Source organism: Paraburkholderia unamae, assembly GCF_003096875.1.
Taxonomy (GTDB): Bacteria; Pseudomonadota; Gammaproteobacteria; order Burkholderiales; family Burkholderiaceae; genus Paraburkholderia; species Paraburkholderia unamae.
The window spans coordinates 199472-217264 of the sequence record NZ_QEOB01000009.1 but is presented as its reverse complement, the minus strand read 5'-3'; the positions used below and the strand labels follow the sequence as shown (position 1 = coordinate 217264).

The window sequence follows — 17793 nt, the reverse complement described above, 5'->3', positions numbered from 1 at the left end:
GCGTGCTGCACGCCTTCCGCCCGCCACGCGTGTTGCGCGCGTGACCGGCTCACGGGCCGCCCGCGCGCCGCGAAGCGTGATCGCGCCGCGCGGCGGCCCGCATTAAAAAGAACATCATCATGGCTCTCTCACTCACGAGGTACGCCCGTGCGGGCCTGCGCCGGGCGCTCGGCGCCGCAGCGCTGTTCGCGGCGCTCACCACGGCCGCCCACGCGCTCGATAGCGCCGACGTCGCACCGCTCGCCGGCGACGACTTCGACGCGAAATCCGCGGCCGTCGACAAGCTCATCGCGACACACGACGCCGCCTCGCTCGCGCTGCTCAAGGCGCTCGCCGACGACAGCGTCACCGCGACCGATTCGGGCCAGGTGCTCGTTCAGGACGGCGACAACGCGCGCGACGCCGCAACGGGCAAGCCCGTCGCCGCGAACGTCGCAGCGAGCGCGCAGCCCATCACGCTGAACAACCTGCTGCGCTCGAAAGTGGCGGGCGCCGTGTCGGGCCTGCAACTCGCCTCGCCCGACCTGGAGACACGCCGCGCCGCCATCGCCGCATTGCTGAAGAACCCCGACCCGTCGATGAAGCCGATGATCGACGCCGCGCGCGCGAAGGAAACCGACGCCGCGCTCAAGCGCCGCCTCGACACGCTCTGGGCCATGACCGCGCTGCACGATCCGGACGCCGCGACGCGCCTCGAAGCGGCGAAGCTCGTCGCCGCGCGCCACGACCTCGACATGTACGAACTGCTGCGCCCGCTCGTTGCAAAGAACGCGAGCGGCGCATGGAGCGAGCCCGACGCCGACGTGCGCGCCGTCGCACAACAGGGCATCGCCGCGCTCGACTCGATCCAGCGCCGCAGCGAGATCGCGGGCACGCTGTTCGCGGGCCTCTCGCTCGGCAGCGTGCTGCTGCTCGCGGCGCTCGGCCTCGCCATCACGTATGGCCTGATCGGCGTGATCAACATGGCGCACGGCGAATTCCTCATGATCGGTGCGTACGCAACCTATGTGGTGCAATCGCTCGTGCAGCGCTACGCGCCCGGTGCGTTCGACTGGTATCCCCTCTTCGCGATTCCCGCGTCGTTCGTCACCGCCGCGCTGGTGGGCGCCGTGATCGAACGGCTCGTGATCCGCCATCTCTACGGCCGCCCGCTGGAGACGCTGCTCACCACGTTCGGCATCAGCCTCATCCTCATTCAGGCCACGCGCATGATCTTCGGCGCGCAGAACGTGCAGGTCGAAAACCCCTCGTGGATGAGCGGCGGCGTCACGGTCATGCAGAACCTGATCCTGCCGTACAACCGCCTCGCGATCCTCGCGTTCTCGCTGATCGTGGTGGGCATCGCGTGGACCGTGCTCACGAAAACGCGTCTTGGCCTCTTCGTGCGCGCGGTCACGCAGAACCGCCGCATGGCCGCGTGCGTGGGCGTGCGCACCGCGCGCGTGGATGCCTGGGCCTTCGCGTTCGGCGCGGGCGTGGCGGGACTCGGCGGCTGCGCGCTGTCGCAGATCGGCAACGTCGGCCCCGACCTGGGCCAGAGCTACATCATCGACTCGTTCATGGCCGTGGTGCTGGGCGGCGTCGGGCAGATCGCGGGCACCGTGATCGGCGGCTTCGGCCTCGGGCTCGTTTCCAAGGCCATCGAGCCGTTCTGGGGCGCGGTGCTCGCGAAGATCGCCGTGCTCGTGCTGATCGTGCTTTTCATCCAGAAGCGTCCGCAGGGCCTCTTCGCCCTCAAGGGCCGCAGCGCGGAGGCATGACATGACAAGCGTCACTTCGACTTCCACGCCCCCCACGCTGGGCGCGCCGCACGCGTCCGGCAACGGCGCCGAAACGTTCGCCCTCGGGCTGCCCGCGCGCCCCGCCCTGCTCACGCCGCGCGCGTGGCTCGCCCTCATCGCGCTCATTCTCGCGATCGGCGTGGGCGTGCCGCTGTGCGCGCTGGTGCTGCCGCAGACGAGCGCGCTGCATCTTTCCGCCTATGCGATGACGCTCGGCGGCAAGCTCATGTGCTACGCCATCGCCGCGCTCGCGCTCGATCTCGTGTGGGGCTACTGCGGCATCCTGAGCCTCGGCCACGGCCTCTTCTTCGCGCTCGGCGGCTACGCCATCGGCATGTACCTCATGCGCGAGATCGGCCACGACGGCAAGTACGGCAGCGACCTGCCCGACTTCATGGTGTTTCTCGACTGGCATGCGCTGCCGTGGTACTGGCAAGGCACCGAGCACCTCTGGTTCGCGCTCCTGCTCGTCGTGCTGGCGCCCGCCGTGGTTGCGTGGGTGTTCGGCTTCTTCACGTTCCGCTCGCGCGTGAAGGGCGTGTACCTCTCCATCATCACCCAGGCCATGACGTTCGCCGCGATGCTGCTCTTCTATCGCAACGAAACCGGCTTCGGCGGCAACAACGGCTTCACGGACTTCAAGCGCATCGCGGGCATGCCGATCACGCATCCGGGCACGCGCACCGTGCTGTTCCTGCTCACGTTCGCCGTGCTCGTGCTCGCGTTCCTCGCCGCGCGCGCCATCGTCACCTCGAAGCTCGGCCGCGTCGTGACCGCCGTGCGCGACGGCGAAACGCGCCTCATGTTCCTCGGCTACAGCCCGCTTGGCTACAAACTGTTCGTGTGGACGCTCTCGGCCGTGCTGTGCGGCATTGCGGGCGCGCTCTACGTGCCGCAGGTCGGCATCATCAACCCGAGCGAGATGTCGCCGGGCAACTCGATCGAAATGGCGATCTGGGTGGCCGTGGGCGGCCGCGGCACACTCATCGGCCCGATCATCGGCGCGTTCGCCGTGAACGGCGCGAAGAGTTTCTTCACCGCCCATTTCGCCGAATACTGGCTGTTCTTCCTTGGCCTCATGTTCGTGCTGGTGCCGCTCCTTTTGCCCAACGGCATCATGGGTCTCATCGACCTCCTGAAGCATCGCCTCACCGTACGGAGCCAACGCCCATGATCGGACTCAGCGTGCTTAACGACCCGCTCAACCCCAACCCCTTCGACGAAGCGCTCAAGGGCGACGAACTCGCGCTCTCCGGTGTCGCCGACATGGGGCATGTGGTCGAGCCCGGCACGATCGACACCTCGCACGGCACGATCCTCTATCTGGAAGACGTGACCGTGAGCTTCGACGGCTTTCGCGCGCTCAACAAGCTCTCGCTCACCATCGACGCGGGCGAGTTGCGCTGCGTGATCGGCCCGAACGGCGCGGGCAAGACCACGATGATGGACGTCATCACGGGCAAGACCGCGCCCGACTCGGGCAAGGTGTTCCTCGGCCAGACGCTCGACCTCACGCGCATGAACGAACCGGCGATCGCGCGCGTGGGCATCGGCCGCAAGTTCCAGAAGCCCACCGTGTTCGAGCAACACCCCGTGTGGGAGAACCTCGAACTTGCGATGAAAGCCGACAAGGGCTGGTTCGCGACGCTGCGCGCGCGCCTCGATCGCGACGCGCAGGCGAAGATCGAGGAAACGCTCGAAGTGATCCGGCTGGAGAGCGACGCGCGGCGCCTCGCCGGCGAGCTGTCGCACGGCCAGAAACAGCGCCTCGAAATCGGCATGCTGCTCATGCAGAAGCCGCAACTGCTGCTGCTCGACGAACCCGCCGCGGGCATGACCGACGACGAGACGATGGAACTCGCCACGCTGCTCAACCGCTTGCGCGGCAGTTGCTCGATGATGGTGGTGGAGCACGACATGGAGTTCGTCGCGGCGCTCGCGGGCGAAACCGGCCGCGTGACGGTGATGGCCGAGGGCAGCGTGCTCGCGCACGGCACGCTCGACGACGTGAAGCGCGACGAAGCGGTGATCGAATCGTATCTGGGCCGCTAGGCCTCACCCGAATGACTTTGGCACGACATCAGCCATGCTAACCATCGAATCGCTGAACCAGTACTACGGCGGCAGCCACATCCTGCGCAACGTCTCGATGACGGTGCCCGAGGGCGAACTGACCGTGCTGCTCGGCCGCAACGGCGTGGGCAAGACGACGCTGCTGCGCTGCCTCATGGGCGTCGTGGCGACGAAGAACGGCTCGATCGCCTGGCGCGGCGAGCCGCTCACGAAGCTGCCGACCCACGCGCGCGTGGCGCACGGTCTCGCTTATGTGCCGCAAGGGCGCGACATCTTTCCGCGCCTGAGCGTGGAAGAGAACCTGCTGGTGGGCGCGGCAAGCAAGAAGCGCATGCCCTCCGGCGTGCCAGCGCATATCTACGAGCTCTTTCCCGTGCTCAAGGAGATGAAGACGCGGCGCGGCGGCGACCTCTCGGGCGGCCAGCAACAGCAGCTCGCCATCGGCCGCGCGCTCATGAGCGATCCCCGCTTGCTGATACTCGACGAGCCCACCGAAGGCATTCAGCCTTCGATCATCCAGGACATTGGCCGCACGCTGCGCCGGCTCGTGGAAGAGATGCAGATGACGGTGCTGCTCGTCGAACAGTATTACGACTTCGCCAAGGCCATTGCCGACCGCTACTGGGTGATGAGCCGCGGCGAGATCGTGGCGGGCGGCGCGGGCGCGAGCATGGATGCGGACGGCGTGCGGGAGTTGATTGCGGTTTGAGCGCGGATCGTGTGCGGTTTGTGCGCGGTTTGAGCACAGACCGGGCGTGCTATCCTCCACGCCATCCCCCGCTTCCTCCCCGTCGCCCCGCATGTCGCTCCACGTCGATCACGCCGCACTCGCCAACACCACGCTACGCAGCACCGCGCATCAGGAATGGGCCGCGAAGCTCGAACTCGGCTTCGCGCGCCAGCAGGAACGCACGGCGCTCACGCACCGGCTGCACAGCGGGCCGTTGCGCGTGCAACGGCCGCTCTACCCCGAAGGCGACGCGATCTGTCACGCGGTGATCGTGCATCCGCCCGCCGGCATCGCGGGCGGCGACCGGCTCGACATCGACGTGAACGTGGGCGACGGCGCGCACGCCGTGCTCACCACGCCGGGCGCGACCAAGTGGTACAAGTCCAACGGGCGCGTGGCGCGCCAGCGCATCAAGGTGCGCGTGGGCGCGGGCGCGAAGCTCGACTGGCTGCCGCAGAACAACCTCGTGTTCGACCACGCGCACGCGGAGCTCGACTTCTCGCTCACGCTCGACGCGGGCGCGACGGCCATCGGCTGGGACGCCACGCAACTGGGCCGCCAGGCCGCGGGCGAGCGCTGGTCGGCGGGCATGCTGCGCGCGCTCACGCGCGTGGCGCGCGCCTCGGCGGATAACGGCGAAGAAGAACTGCTCTGGTTCGAACGCGCGCTCATCGACGCCGCCGACCCGCTGCGCGACGCACCGCAAGGGCTCGCGGGCTACCCGGCGTTCGGCGTGCTGTGGGCGATCAGCCCCGCCTGCACCGACGCGCTGGCGCAGGACCTCGCCGCCACCCTGCCCTTCGACGACGCAATGCGCTCGGGCGTGAGCTGTGTCGCGCCCGGCGTCATGCTCGTGCGTGTGGTCGCGCGTTCGATGGAACCGCTACAGAACACGCTCGCGCAATGCTGGACGTCGCTGCGTCCGTTCGTGCATGGCGTGAAGGCCACGCCGCTGCGCCTGTGGACGACCTGAGCGCGTCTCATACGCACCACAAAGGTGCTACCCCGCTCACCCATGCACGATGTCGCGACGCGCGCACCTCAATTCGGTGCGCGGATACGCCATGAATGGTGCATTCACGCTGTCCCCATCACTGGCACACACCTTGCTGTGAGCTTGCACCGATGCGCGCGCTCCGCGCGCGACGCCGCAAGCTGCGCGTAACCTGGTTCCCGTAAGCTGGGCCGGCAGACTTGCCCCAACCGACCCAGAACGATGAAGCTCACGCCACGCGAGAAAGACAAGCTCCTGATCTTCACCGCCGCGCTGCTCGCCGAAAGGCGCCGCGCGCGCGGCCTCAAGCTCAACTACCCGGAGGCGGTCGCCTTCATCAGCGCCGCGCTGATGGAAGCGGCCCGCGACGGCAAGACCGTTGCCGAGGTCATGCACTACGGCACCACGCTGCTCACGCGCGACGACGTGATGGACGGCGTGCCCGAGATGATTCCCGACATCCAGGTCGAAGCCACCTTCCCCGACGGCACCAAGCTCGTCACCGTCCACCATCCGATTCCGTGAAGGCGCGCTCATGATCCCAGGCGAGATGTTGATCGACGACGGCGAGATCGAGCTCAACGCAGGCCGCGAAACCGTCACCGTGACGGTCTCCAACACGGGTGACCGCCCCGTGCAGATCGGCTCGCATTTCCACTTCTACGAAGTCAACGAGGCGCTCTCGTTCGAGCGCGAGGCCGCGCGCGGCTTTCGCCTGAACATCGCGGCGGGCACCGCCGTGCGCTTCGAGCCAGGCCAGGAGCGCACCGTCGAGCTCGTGGCGCTCGCGGGCGAGCGCGCCGTGTATGGCTTCAACGGCAAGGTGATGGGCCCGCTCTGAGCGCGCCCCGCATTCATCAGGAATCCGATATGACATTGAAGATCGGCCGCCGCGCCTATGCGGAGATGTTCGGCCCCACGACCGGCGACCGCGTGCGCCTCGCCGACACCGAACTCATCATCGAAGTCGAGCGCGACTACACCGTCTACGGCGACGAAGTGAAGTTCGGCGGCGGCAAGGTGATACGCGACGGCATGGGCCAGTCGCAGCGCCTGCACGCCGAAGTCGCGGACACCGTCGTCACGAACGCGGTGATCGTCGATCACTGGGGCATCGTGAAGGCCGACATCGGCATCAAGGACGGCCGTGTCTGGCGCATCGGCAAGGCGGGCAACCCCGACGTGCAGCCGGGCGTGACGATACCCATCGGCGCCTCGACCGAAGTGATCGCGGGCGAAGGCCAGATCGTCACGGCGGGCGGCATCGACACGCACATCCACTTCATCAGCCCGCAGCAGATCGACGAGGCGCTCGCCTCAGGCGTGACGACGATGCTTGGCGGCGGCACCGGCCCGGCCACGGGCACCAACGCCACCACCTGCACGCCGGGGCCGTGGCATATGGAGCGCATGTTGCAAGCGGCCGACGGCTGGCCGATCAACCTCGGCTTTCTCGGCAAGGGCAATGTGAGCCTGCCCAAGCCCGCCGAAGAGCAGATCGCCGCCGGCGCCATCGGCCTCAAGCTGCACGAGGACTGGGGCTCCACGCCCGCGGCCATCGACAACTGCCTCACCGTTGCGGACGCAACGGATACGCAGGTCGCCATCCACACCGACACGCTCAACGAATCGGGCTTCGTGGAAGCGACGGTCAACGCGTTCAAGGGCCGCACGATCCACACGTACCACACCGAAGGCGCGGGCGGCGGCCACGCGCCCGACATCATCAAGGTGTGCGGCGAAGCGAACGTGCTGCCCTCCTCGACCAACCCCACGCGCCCGTACACGATCAACACGCTCGACGAGCATCTCGACATGCTGATGGTGTGCCATCACCTCGATCCGTCGATTGCCGAGGACATCGCGTTCGCCGAGTCGCGCATTCGCCGCGAGACCATCGCCGCCGAGGACATCCTTCACGATCTCGGCGCGCTGTCGATGCTCTCTTCGGATTCCCAGGCAATGGGCCGCGTGGGCGAAGTCATCATCCGCACGTGGCAGACCGCGCACAAGATGAAGGTGCAGCGCGGCGCGCTGGCCGAGGACAATGCGCGCAACGACAACTTCCGTGTGAAGCGCTATGTGGCGAAGTACACGATCAATCCCGCGCTCACGCACGGCATCGCGCACGAGGTGGGCTCGATCGAGCCGGGCAAGTGGGCCGACCTCGTGTTCTGGGAGCCGGCGTTCTTCGGCATCAAGCCTTCGCTCATTCTCAAGGGCGGCATGATCGCGCTCGCGCAGATGGGCGACCCGAACGCCTCGATCCCCACGCCGCAGCCCGTGCACTACCGGGAGATGTTCGCCACGCGCGGGCGCGCGCTCGCGCAAACCTCGCTCACCTTCGTTTCGCAGCTCTCGCTCGACAAGCGCATACCCGAGCGCTACGGCCTGCAAAAACGCGTGGTCGCGGTGCGCAACTGCCGCAGCGTGACGAAGCGCGACATGATTCATAACGCCTGGCAGCCGTCGATCAGCGTCGATCCCGAGACCTACCAGGTCGTCGCCGACGGTCAGCTTCTCACCTGCGAGCCGGCCACGGTGCTGCCAATGGCACAGCGTTACTTTCTGTTCTAAAGTTTTGACATGCGCACGATCGACAAACGACTCAACGCGAAGCTCGCGCCGGTGCTCATGCAACGCGCGCCCACGCTCACGCTCCCATACGATGCGCGCTGCAAGAGCCGCTTCGCGGCCACGCTCGACACGGGCGAGGAAGTGGGCGTGGTGCTGGCGCGCGGCACGGTGCTGCGCGATGGCGACATGCTGGTGGCCGACGACGGCGGCCTCGTGCGCGTGATCGCGGCGGCCGAAAGCGTGCTGCGCGTGCGCGCCCCCGATCGCCTCACGCTCACGCGCGCCGCGTATCACCTCGGCAACCGGCACACGCCGGTGGAAGTGGGCGCCGACGAACTCAAGCTCGAAGCAGACCCCGTGCTCGAAGACATGCTCACGCGCCTGGGCGCCCAGGTCGAGCGCGCGCAGTTGCCGTTCCAGCCCGAAGCGGGCGCGTACAGCGGTCAAGGCGGTGCTCAAGGCGGCGGCCATCGACACGGCCACGACGAGACCTTCGCCGAGGACTATGCACTCGCGCAACGCGTGTACGAGGAGCACCACGGGCATGCGCATTCGCACGATCACGCCCACGGCGAAGATCACGTGCACGGCCACGATTGCGGGCACGACCACGGTCATTGCGACGGCCACGCGCACGACCACAGCCATGAACATCGCTGAGCTCACCGCACTGCTGCATCTCGCCTCGCCGGCTCTGCCCATTGGCGCATTCAGCTACTCGCAAGGGCTCGAAGCGGCGATCGACGTCCAGCTCGTCACCAATGCCGACGACGCCACGCGCTGGATCGCGGGCGGCCTTGCCAGCGTGCTCGCGACCGGCGAACTCCCGTTCGTCGCGCATCAGCTCGAACGCTGGCGCACGCATGACGCCCCCGCGCTGATCGAGGCCAACGCGCAATTCGTCGCGAGCCGCGAGTCGGCCGAACTGCGCCGCGAGACCGCGCAAATGGGTTGGTCCTTGCGCCAGCTTTGCGCGCAGCTCGAATGGGGCGACGCCGGGCGGCGCGCGACCCTGGAACGCATGACGCCGGTGGCGCAACCCACGGCCTTCGCGTTCGCCGCCTGGGCGCACGCAGCCGCGCCCGACGCCACGCTCGCGGCCTACGCGTTCAGCTGGATCGAAAACCAGACGGCCGCCGCCCTCAAGGCGGTGCCGCTCGGCCAGCTCGCGGGGCAGCGCATCATCGTCGCGCTGCGGCCCGAAATCGAAAAAGCCGTGGCGCGCGCGCTCGCCACCCCGCCCGAATCGCTCAACACCTTCGCACCGCAACTCGGCATTCTCTCCGGGCGGCACGAATCGCAATACTCGCGGCTTTTCCGCTCCTGAACCCGCACGTCATCGAACAACCATGAATTCGCTCGCATCCAGCAAACGTACGAAGAAACTGCCGCCGCTGCGCGTCGGCGTGGGCGGCCCGGTCGGCTCCGGCAAGACCACCCTGCTCGAAATGCTCTGCAAGGCCATGCGCGAGCGCTACGACCTCGTCGCCATCACCAACGACATCTATACGAAGGAAGACCAGCGCCTCCTGACCGTCGCGGGCGCCCTGCCCGCCGAACGCATCATGGGCGTGGAAACGGGCGGCTGCCCGCACACCGCGATCCGCGAAGACGCCTCGATCAATCTCGAAGCCGTCGACCAGATGCTCACGCGCTTTCCCGATGCCGATATCGTCTTCATCGAATCGGGCGGCGACAATCTCGCCGCTACCTTCAGCCCCGAGCTGTCGGACCTCACCCTTTACGTGATCGACGTGGCGGGCGGCGAGAAGATCCCGCGCAAGGGCGGCCCCGGCATCACGAAGTCGGACCTCCTCGTCATCAACAAGACCGACCTCGCCCCGCTCGTGGGGGCGAACCTCGACGTGATGGCGAGCGACGCGAAGAAGATGCGCGGCGAGCGGCCCTTCGTGATGTGCAATCTGAAGGCGCTCGACGGGCTCGACCAGGTGATCGCCTTCATCGAAAAGCAAGGATTGCTGACGAGCGCGTAACGCGCCGGGCGCCTACCGGCAGGCGCGGCGCTCGTACAGCGACCAGTCCTGCACCGCCTTTACGAGCACCACGTCGCACTCGTCGTTGTCGAACAGATGCGCGGGCAACGGCTGCGTGTGGCGCACGAAGAAGTAGCGATAGAGGCGTCCGTTCACCTTGTGCCAGTCGAACGCACCGGGATCGGAATTCAAGGGACCGGGCCGCAGCGGCGGAATCTGGTCTGGCTTGAAGCGCACGACGTCCGGCAGGAAAAACGCGAAGTTGAAATCGACGAAGCCCTGGTTTTCCGCCTGATACCACAGCGCATAGGTGTGATACGTCCACGGATTGTGGATGATCTCGCTCTGCGGCGAATAGATGAGACCGAGCGCACGCTGACCCGGCTGCGCTGCCGCGAGCAGCGTCTCGAAGGGCTCGTTCTCGGCGGCGAACCGATGCTCGCGCACGGCGATCGTGCCGAAGTAGCCCCAGCAGAACAGCACGAGCAGCACTTCGATCACGCCGATGCGCACCGCCCGCATGGATCGGCGCTCGCCTGCGTTGGGAGAGCGGAACAGCAGCACGTACACCGGCAGCAGGAAAATCGCGAAGCGCTGGTAGAGCAGGTCGATGCCGAGCGCGGCGGTCGGCGCGAGGAACCAGACGACGAGAATCGCCAGCGCGGGCACCCACGCGCTGCGGTCGTGAAGGTTCAGCTTCGCCCCCATGAGCATCGGTGCGGCCAGCAAGAACACCGCGCCGAGCAGGAAATACCAGTCGCGCATCTCGGTGGCGAGCGTGTAGAGCACGAAGTTATACACGCGATGCCATCCGTAAGGCCCCGTCCAGTCCCAGAGCACCGCTGCCTGCGCGCCGCCCGGATCGTTCGGAATCACGAGCGCATTGCGCTTGACGAACCACAGGTAGCCGACGATCAGCAAGCCGAGCAGCACGTATGGCACGAGAGATTTCGCTATCGCGCCGGCCCGGCGCGTGAAGCACGGAATGAACGAAGCGCCCACTGCGCATGCGAACAGGAACACGAGCCCGTGTGCGAAGAACACCCCGACGCCGGCGGCGAATATGCCGAATGCGCGCGCCACCGAGGGCGCAGCGGCAAAGCGGCGCGCGACGATCAAGAACAGCAAGCCCAGCGGCACGGCGACGATATACGTGTAGAAGCCGTATTGCCAGGCAAAGCCGAAAAAGCCGGGCATGAGCAGCCAGTCGAGTCGCTCGTCCGCTTCAAAGGTCTTGCGTAGCGCCACCCCCGCCGCCACGAAACCGAAGTAGGCAAGCGTCATGACGAGCTTGATCGCCACCGCCACCGGCATCAGGAACGACAACGCCAGCGCCAGCGCATAGGGCAGCAGATAGGGCGTGAACCAGTTGATCCACACGATATCGGACCAGGGCGAGGTGCCCGTCACGAGGTCGTGCAGCAGCGCGATCTGCGCCACGTGCTGCGCGATATCGCCCATCGGCGGACGCGGAGCGATCCAGAACAACACGCCGCCAAAGAGCGTCGTCACGACCAGCAGAATCAGCCTCGCGCGTGCGGCTGTGCTGGCCGCGCGGCTCGCGCGAAATGTCGGATTGAGAATGGTATTCATCGGTGGAATCAGCCTCCGGTGCGGCGGTTCATGTCGAGCGAACGTGTAGCTCAGCCACGGGTCATGTCGCGTGAGTACAGCAGGAACATGGCGACGATCAGGAAAGCCGCGCCCGTCATCGAGCGGGCGGTAGCGACTTCATTGTTCAGAAGGCCGTACACGAAGATTTCGAGAATCGTGATGCCGACCATCAACGGGTAGGCGATGCTGAGTTCGATCTTCTTGAGCGATATGGCATAGCAGACGAAACCGAAGCCATAGGCGCAGATCGCGCCAAGGCGCAGCTGCATCGGACGATCGAGCAAGGCAACGGTGAGGCGGCTGAAGTTCTCTGGCGAGCGCGCGGCGATGCGCAGCAGGATGCTGGCGACCGCGCTGAACGTACCACTTAGCAGGACAAAAATGATGTACATGTTGGCTCGTCGTGAGGAACGTAATTTTTGATAGACATCGTTACGCCTCATGAAAGCTAAAACGCATGGAAATGGAAGTATGTTCGACGGACCACGTTACGACAGACGGCCATGCGCGGCGTAATACGCGGTAATGAAAACGGCCCCTCGCAAACGTTTGACATGCGCGCAGCCAGCCGGATCGATCGCACGCGAGACGATCTGGCGAAGAGACGACAAGAGAAATAGCCGCGCGAACGAGGGTTCGCGCGGCGGAAATGGTGGGACTGGCTGGATGCCGCCGGAGCGGCCGGGCGCGGCTTAAAGCAGCGTGGTGAGCACGTCGACCGTGCGCGCGGTCGCGCCCCGGTGGCGCGAGGCGAAGGCCGCCGCCGCCGCGCCCATGGCCACGCGGCGCGACTTGTCGTTGAAGAGCTCGCGCAGGGCGCGGGCGAGGTCGGCGGGGTCTTGCACCTGAAGCGCTGCGCCGGCCGCGGTGGCGTCGGCGGTGGCTTGCGTAAAGTTGAATACGTGCGGCCCGATCAGCACCGGCACGCCCACGGCGCACGCTTCGATCAGGTTCTGGCCGCCAAGCGGCAACAGGCTGCCGCCAATGAACGCGAGATCGGCGGCCGCGTAATACGCGCCCATCTCGCCCATCGAATCGCCGAGCAGCACGCTCACGTCCTGCGGCAGCGCCCGGATGCCCTCGTGCGCCGAAGCCGCCGCGGCGGCGGCCGGCGCCCAGCGCGAGCGCCGTTCGAGCTTGAAGTGCTTGCGTTCGACGAGCGCGGCCACTTCGTCAAAGCGCTGCGGGTGGCGCGGCACGAGGATCAGCAGCGCGTCGGGTGCCGCGCCGGGTGCCGCATTGGACTCGACGAGCGCGGCGAAGGCTTGCAGGACCAGTTCCTCCTCGCCCTCGCGCGTGCTCGCCGCGACCCATACGGGCCGCGTGCCGATCGCGCGGCGCCAGTCGCGGCCGCGCGCGATCAGCGCGGGCGGGCTCGCCATGTCGAACTTGAGATTGCCGAGCACGGCCACGTTGCGCGCGCCGAGCGTGCTGAGGCGCTCGGCGTCGGCGGGGCTCTGCGCGAGCACGCGCGTGAAACCGCCGAACACCTCGCGCGCGCCCGCGCCAAACTTCGCCGCGCGCTTGAACGAGCGCGCCGACATGCGCGCGTTCGTGAGCACGAGCGGCACGTCGGCGCGCTTGCATTCGTCGATCAGCGTGGGCCACACCTCGGTCTCCATGACGAGGCCGAGCGAGGGACGCCACGCGCGCAGAAAGCGCCGCACCGCTTGCGGCATGTCATACGGCACGTAGCAGCGCAGCACACGATCGCCGAACAGTTGCTCGCCGGCGGCGCGGCCGCCCGGCGTCATGTGCGTGAGCAGGATGCGCGCGTCCGGGCGCGCCGCCAGCAGCGCGTCCACGAGCGGCTGCGCCGCGCGCGTTTCGCCCACGGAAACGGCGTGCACCCAGATGAGCGGACTGTCGTCCTCGGGCAATCGCCCCGCCGAATACCCGAAGCGCTCGCCGATATGCTCGCGATAGCCGCGCTCGCGGCGCGAGCGGATGAAAAGCCGCAGCACTGCGAGCGGTGCGATCAGCCACCAGGCCGCGCGATAAATCGCTCTTAGCATCGGGCCTCCGCGGCGGCCGAGGCAGCGCGAAAGGCCACGGCCGCGCGGCGGCGGGCGTACACGGGCAGGCTCACGCTCGGGTGGGGAGTCAAACCAGTTCCTTGCCTTTGAGGCGTTCGAGAATGCCGAGCGGCGCCCATTCGGGATGCACCATGTCCTTCACCGGCAGGAAGAAGGTCTGCTCCATCATGAACTGCCCCGACATCACGGCATGGGACGTGTGATCGGAGAAGCACACCCACACGCAGCCCGGCGGAAAGCCGATGGTCTCCTGCGGGCTCGACTTCTGATAGCCGAGGTCGGCCTTCATGCCGTCGTGCAGGTTGAGCATCAGATGGTCGTATTCGCTGCGCGGCGACTTCGTGATGTGCAGCAGATTCTGCAACCAGGCCGAGCCGGGAAACTGCGGCTTGATGTTGGGCAGGAAGCGCTTCGCCATGTCCTCGAACGGCTCGCCCACGCGCCACACGCGCGGCACGCCGTTGGGGTTGACGTTGGTGAACACGCGCAGGATGCGCTCGCCGTAGTTCGGGCGCGACGGAAACGCATCGACGTGCAGGCGCGAATCGTCCTTGCGCCACGAGGTCTCGCGCGTTTCCACCTGGTGCAGGCGCAGGCTCGTGGGGGCCACGCGCAGTTTGCCGATGTACTCGGGAAAGAGGCCGTCGACAAGCGTGCGCGCGCAGGTCTGGTAACGCGCGATCAGCGCGCGCACGGCCGACTGCGTGACGGTGTCGCCGAGCACGCCGTGCAGCGCGCCGCCGTTCGGGTCGAGGCTGATATTCTTGCGCTTGGGGTCGGCGATGGCGGGGTCGAGCAACGCGCGCTCGCCGCCCTCGATCGCAAAGGCCAGGTTCGGAAAGTACAGCACCTTGCCCTGCTCGACGGCGTCGAGCAGCGTCTCGCGCGGCTGCGAGAGTTGCTGGCCGTGCCAGTCGGCGGATTGGATTTCGATGATCTGGGATTCGTTCATGGTCGCCCCTGGAAGCGATGGATCTGATTGCCTGCCGGTTTGTACGGTACGGGTACGGTGCGCGTGCGGTGCGCTCGCGGCGTGGCTTGTGCCCCTGGCACGCCGCTGCCGATGCGCCGTCACGGCCCTTGCCGGCCAGGCCCTGGCGCCTGGGTGTGCTCATGCGCGCCGACTCTTATACCCGCAGCCCCCGAGGTGCGCCTTGACCGGCCGCAGCCAGCGGGACGCCCGCGCACTTCGTGCGGCGCCGCGCCGCGACAGCCGCTACAGCAATCCGAAGCCCGCCAGCGTGCCCTTCACCTGGGCGAGCGTGGGCGGCTGCCCGGCCGTGCCGAGATTGACGACGTGCGGCGACCAGTAGCCGCCGGTACGCCACGCAGTCGCGAAATTGTACAACTCGACGGTCGGGCGCTTCAGCGCCGCCGCGATGTGCACGAGGCCGGTATCCACGCCCACCGTGGCCGCCGCGCCGTCGATCAGGCCGACCACGGCGGGCAGCGAGAGCCTGGGCGGCACGATCGCCGCCTCGCCGAACTCGCGCGCGAGGCGCTCGCTCGTCGCCCGCTCGGCCTCGCTGCCCCACGGCAGCACGAGCGAGGCGCCGCGCCGCACGAGCGCCTGGCCAAGCTCGATCCAGTTCTGGTCGGGCCACTGCTTGTCGGCGCGCGAGGTGGCGTGCACGAACACCACATAGGGCACCGGCAGATTCAGCCCGACGCCCGCCAGCGCCTGCGCGGCGCGATAGGTGTCGAGGCCGAAATCGATCTCGTCGGTAGGCGACGGCGGCACGAGATCGAGCGCGCCCGCGACCAGTTGCCGCGTGCGCTCGACCACGTGGGTGCGCGGCTCGATACGGATCGAGCGGTCATAGAAAAACCGCACGGGCCATTCGTAGCCCGCGCCGTCGGTGCGGTTGCCGAGGCCCACGAGCGGGCCGCGCGCCCAGCTCGCGACCCAGGCGGTCTTGATGAGCCCCTGGCAGTCGATCACGAGGTCGTATTTCTCGGCCGCGAGCGCGCGCCGGAACGCCCCGATCTCGCGCCAGTTGGCGCTCGACAAAAGGCCCTTGCGCCAGCGGCGCAGCGAAAACGGAATCGCGCGGCGCACGCCGCTCACGAGTTCGACGAGCGACTGGAAGCTCTCTTCGACGAGCCAGTCGATCTGCGCGCCGGGGTAGCGCCGGCGGATATCGGCAATGGCCGGCATGTTATGGACGACGTCGCCAAGCGACGATACGCGCACGATGAGGATCTTTTGCACGCTCAAGGCTCTTTGGCCGGACAGATGAAAAAGGTCCGCAATTTTAGCGCGCCGAACGCAAATGCGAAGAAAAGCGGGGAAAAAGCGCGTAAAAAAATACAAACGGCGCCGCGCAGGAGGGTTGCGCGGCGCCGCCGGGGTGCCGTTCGGGGCGGCGTCCGGGGCATCGAGCCGCCCCGAACGCGGTTGGCCGGCTTAGAACGGCAGCTTCGCGTCCGGCTTTTCGGCGAGGATCACGCGCTTGAAGTCGGCCTGGATGCGCGAGAGCGCCGCGTCATTGTCGGCCTCGAAACGCATCACGACCACGGGCGTGGTGTTCGACGAACGAGCAAGACCAAAGCCGTCCGGGTACTCCACGCGCAGGCCGTCGATCGTGTTGACCTCGTCGGCGCCCGTGAACTTCGCGTTCTTTTGCAACCTGGCGATCAGCTCGAAGTTCTCGCCTTCCTCGAGCTTCAGTTGCAGTTCGGGCGTGGCGTGCGAGTTCGGCAGGTCGTTGAGCAGCTTGCTCGGATCGGCCGCGCGCGAGAGGATTTCCAGCAGGCGCGCGCCCGTGTAGAGACCGTCGTCGAAGCCGTACCAGCGGTCCTTGAAGAACACGTGGCCGCTCATTTCGCCCGCGAGCGGCGCGCCGGTTTCGCGCAGCTTCGCCTTCACGAGCGAGTGGCCCGTCTTCCACATGAGCGGCTCGCCGCCCTTTTCCTTCACCCATTTCGCGAGATTGCGCGTGCACTTCACGTCATAGATGATCTGCTTGCCCGGATTGCGCGAAAGCACTTCCTCGGCGAACAGCATGAGCTGACGATCGGGGTAAATGATCTGGCCGTCCTTGGTGACGACGCCGAGACGGTCGCCGTCGCCGTCGAACGCGAAGCCGATTTCGGCATCCGTTTCCTTGAGCGCGCGAATCACGTCCTGGAGGTTCTCGGGGTGTGCCGGGTCCGGGTGGTGGTTCGGGAACGTGCCGTCCACCTCGGTGAAGAGTTCGACCAGCTCGCAGCCGAGCGCCTTGAAGAGGCGCGGCGCGAGGCCGCCCGCCACGCCGTTGCCGGTGTCGACCACGATCTTCATCGGGCGCGCGAGCTTCACGTCGCTCACGATGCGATCGACATAGGCGTCGACGATGTCGTACTTCGTATAGCTGCCCTCGCCCGCGTCGAAGCGGCCCGCGACGATGCGGTCATAGAGGCCGAGGATCTGCTCGCCGTAGATCGCCTTGCCGCGCAGGACCATCTTGAAGCCGTTGTAGTCGGGCGGATTGTGGCTGCCCGTCACGACGATGCACGAGTCCACGTTGCGCTCGCCGCCCACGAGCTTGAGCGGCACGCTCGCGGCGAAGTAGCCCACGGGCGTGGGCACCATGCCGACGTCGACCACGTCCACGCCCGCCTCGCACAGGCCGTCCGCCAGCGCGCGCGAAAGATCGGGACCCGAGAGCCGGCCGTCGCGCGCGATCACCACGGCTTCGCCGCCCTGCGCACGCACTTCGCTGCCGAACGCGCGGCCGATGGCGCGCGCGGTGTCGACGTCGAGCGTCTTGTCGATCACGCCGCGAATGTCATATGCCTTGAAAATCGATTTCGAAATCATGTTGAGGCTCACCGTGCAGAAGGGGATTCGAGGAATTCTGACTATTCGTAACACGGACAGGCACTTGAAAGCCTTTGCCGTTACGAAAAGTGGGATCCGTTACAAACTATAATTGCCGTTTTTCGGCAGTGGTATGCACCCATTTTAATGCTTCGCCGTCCCCTTCTATCGCCAAAAAATTCGCCAAAAAAG

The 17793-nt window shown here is 67.0% G+C and carries 17 protein-coding genes; 11 read left to right on the top strand and 6 right to left on the bottom strand.

The window, feature by feature from the left end; genetic code table 11:
- Window positions 1–119: 119 nt before the first annotated feature.
- The 11 genes from urtB to ureG all read left to right on the top strand — a co-directional run bounded on the left by urtB (window position 120) and on the right by ureG (window position 10149).
- A complete protein-coding gene (gene urtB, locus C7402_RS20170; protein ID WP_116611815.1) occupies window positions 120–1760 on the top strand; it encodes an urea ABC transporter permease subunit UrtB in 1641 nt (546 codons plus the stop codon).
- Between the two features lies 1 nt (window position 1761).
- Window positions 1762–2955 carry an urea ABC transporter permease subunit UrtC gene (gene urtC / locus C7402_RS20165; RefSeq protein WP_116611814.1) on the top strand — a complete coding sequence of 398 codons (1194 nt, stop codon included), beginning with the start codon at window positions 1762–1764 and terminating at the stop codon, window positions 2953–2955.
- Between the two features lie 92 nt (window positions 2956–3047).
- On the top strand, window positions 3048–3833 hold the full coding sequence (urtD, locus tag C7402_RS20160) for an urea ABC transporter ATP-binding protein UrtD (protein WP_224040668.1): 786 nt from the start codon (window positions 3048–3050) through the stop codon (window positions 3831–3833).
- A gap of 34 nt (window positions 3834–3867) precedes the next feature.
- The gene (urtE, locus tag C7402_RS20155; RefSeq protein ID WP_112172574.1) at window positions 3868–4563 is read left to right on the top strand and encodes an urea ABC transporter ATP-binding subunit UrtE; all 696 of its coding nucleotides are present in this window, start codon (window positions 3868–3870) and stop codon (window positions 4561–4563) included.
- Between the two features lie 91 nt (window positions 4564–4654).
- Entirely contained in the window at window positions 4655–5557 is a 903-nt protein-coding gene (locus C7402_RS20150) for an urease accessory protein UreD (RefSeq protein ID WP_116611812.1), read from the top strand.
- Between the two features lie 243 nt (window positions 5558–5800).
- The gene (ureA, locus tag C7402_RS20145) at window positions 5801–6103 is read left to right on the top strand and encodes an urease subunit gamma (protein WP_065057295.1); all 303 of its coding nucleotides are present in this window, start codon (window positions 5801–5803) and stop codon (window positions 6101–6103) included.
- Between the two features lie 10 nt (window positions 6104–6113).
- Window positions 6114–6419 carry an urease subunit beta gene (locus C7402_RS20140; protein ID WP_112172572.1) on the top strand — a complete coding sequence of 102 codons (306 nt, stop codon included), beginning with the start codon at window positions 6114–6116 and terminating at the stop codon, window positions 6417–6419.
- Between the two features lie 29 nt (window positions 6420–6448).
- Window positions 6449–8155, top strand: a complete 1707-nt coding sequence (ureC, locus tag C7402_RS20135) for an urease subunit alpha (RefSeq protein WP_116611811.1) — start codon at window positions 6449–6451, stop codon at window positions 8153–8155.
- A 9-nt stretch (window positions 8156–8164) separates the two neighbouring features.
- Window positions 8165–8815 carry an urease accessory protein UreE gene (gene ureE, locus C7402_RS20130; RefSeq protein WP_116611810.1) on the top strand — a complete coding sequence of 217 codons (651 nt, stop codon included), beginning with the start codon at window positions 8165–8167 and terminating at the stop codon, window positions 8813–8815.
- On the top strand, window positions 8802–9482 hold the full coding sequence (locus C7402_RS20125) for an urease accessory protein UreF (RefSeq protein WP_116611809.1): 681 nt from the start codon (window positions 8802–8804) through the stop codon (window positions 9480–9482). Before ureE ends, C7402_RS20125 begins: the two co-directional genes overlap by 14 nt.
- A 22-nt stretch (window positions 9483–9504) precedes the next feature.
- On the top strand, window positions 9505–10149 hold the full coding sequence (ureG, locus tag C7402_RS20120; RefSeq protein WP_116611808.1) for an urease accessory protein UreG: 645 nt from the start codon (window positions 9505–9507) through the stop codon (window positions 10147–10149).
- A gap of 12 nt (window positions 10150–10161) precedes the next feature.
- Here ureG and C7402_RS20115 read toward each other — a convergent pair whose 3' ends face one another.
- The 6 genes from C7402_RS20115 to C7402_RS20090 form a co-directional block, all read right to left on the bottom strand.
- Window positions 10162–11742, bottom strand: a complete 1581-nt coding sequence (locus tag C7402_RS20115; RefSeq protein WP_116611807.1) for a hypothetical protein — start codon at window positions 11740–11742, stop codon at window positions 10162–10164.
- Between the two features lie 50 nt (window positions 11743–11792).
- On the bottom strand, window positions 11793–12155 hold the full coding sequence (locus tag C7402_RS20110; protein WP_112172566.1) for a DMT family transporter: 363 nt from the start codon (window positions 12153–12155) through the stop codon (window positions 11793–11795).
- A 300-nt stretch (window positions 12156–12455) separates the two neighbouring features.
- A complete protein-coding gene (gene waaA, locus C7402_RS20105) occupies window positions 12456–13778 on the bottom strand; it encodes a lipid IV(A) 3-deoxy-D-manno-octulosonic acid transferase (protein WP_116611806.1) in 1323 nt (440 codons plus the stop codon).
- A gap of 88 nt (window positions 13779–13866) precedes the next feature.
- Window positions 13867–14751: a Kdo hydroxylase KdoO gene (kdoO, locus tag C7402_RS20100; protein ID WP_112172564.1), complete on the bottom strand. Its 885-nt coding sequence runs from the start codon at window positions 14749–14751 to the stop codon at window positions 13867–13869.
- Between the two features lie 264 nt (window positions 14752–15015).
- A complete protein-coding gene (gene waaC / locus C7402_RS20095; protein ID WP_208948959.1) occupies window positions 15016–16017 on the bottom strand; it encodes a lipopolysaccharide heptosyltransferase I in 1002 nt (333 codons plus the stop codon).
- 189 nt (window positions 16018–16206) lie between these two features.
- A complete protein-coding gene (locus tag C7402_RS20090) occupies window positions 16207–17601 on the bottom strand; it encodes a phosphomannomutase/phosphoglucomutase (RefSeq protein WP_112172563.1) in 1395 nt (464 codons plus the stop codon).
- Window positions 17602–17793: the final 192 nt, after the last annotated feature.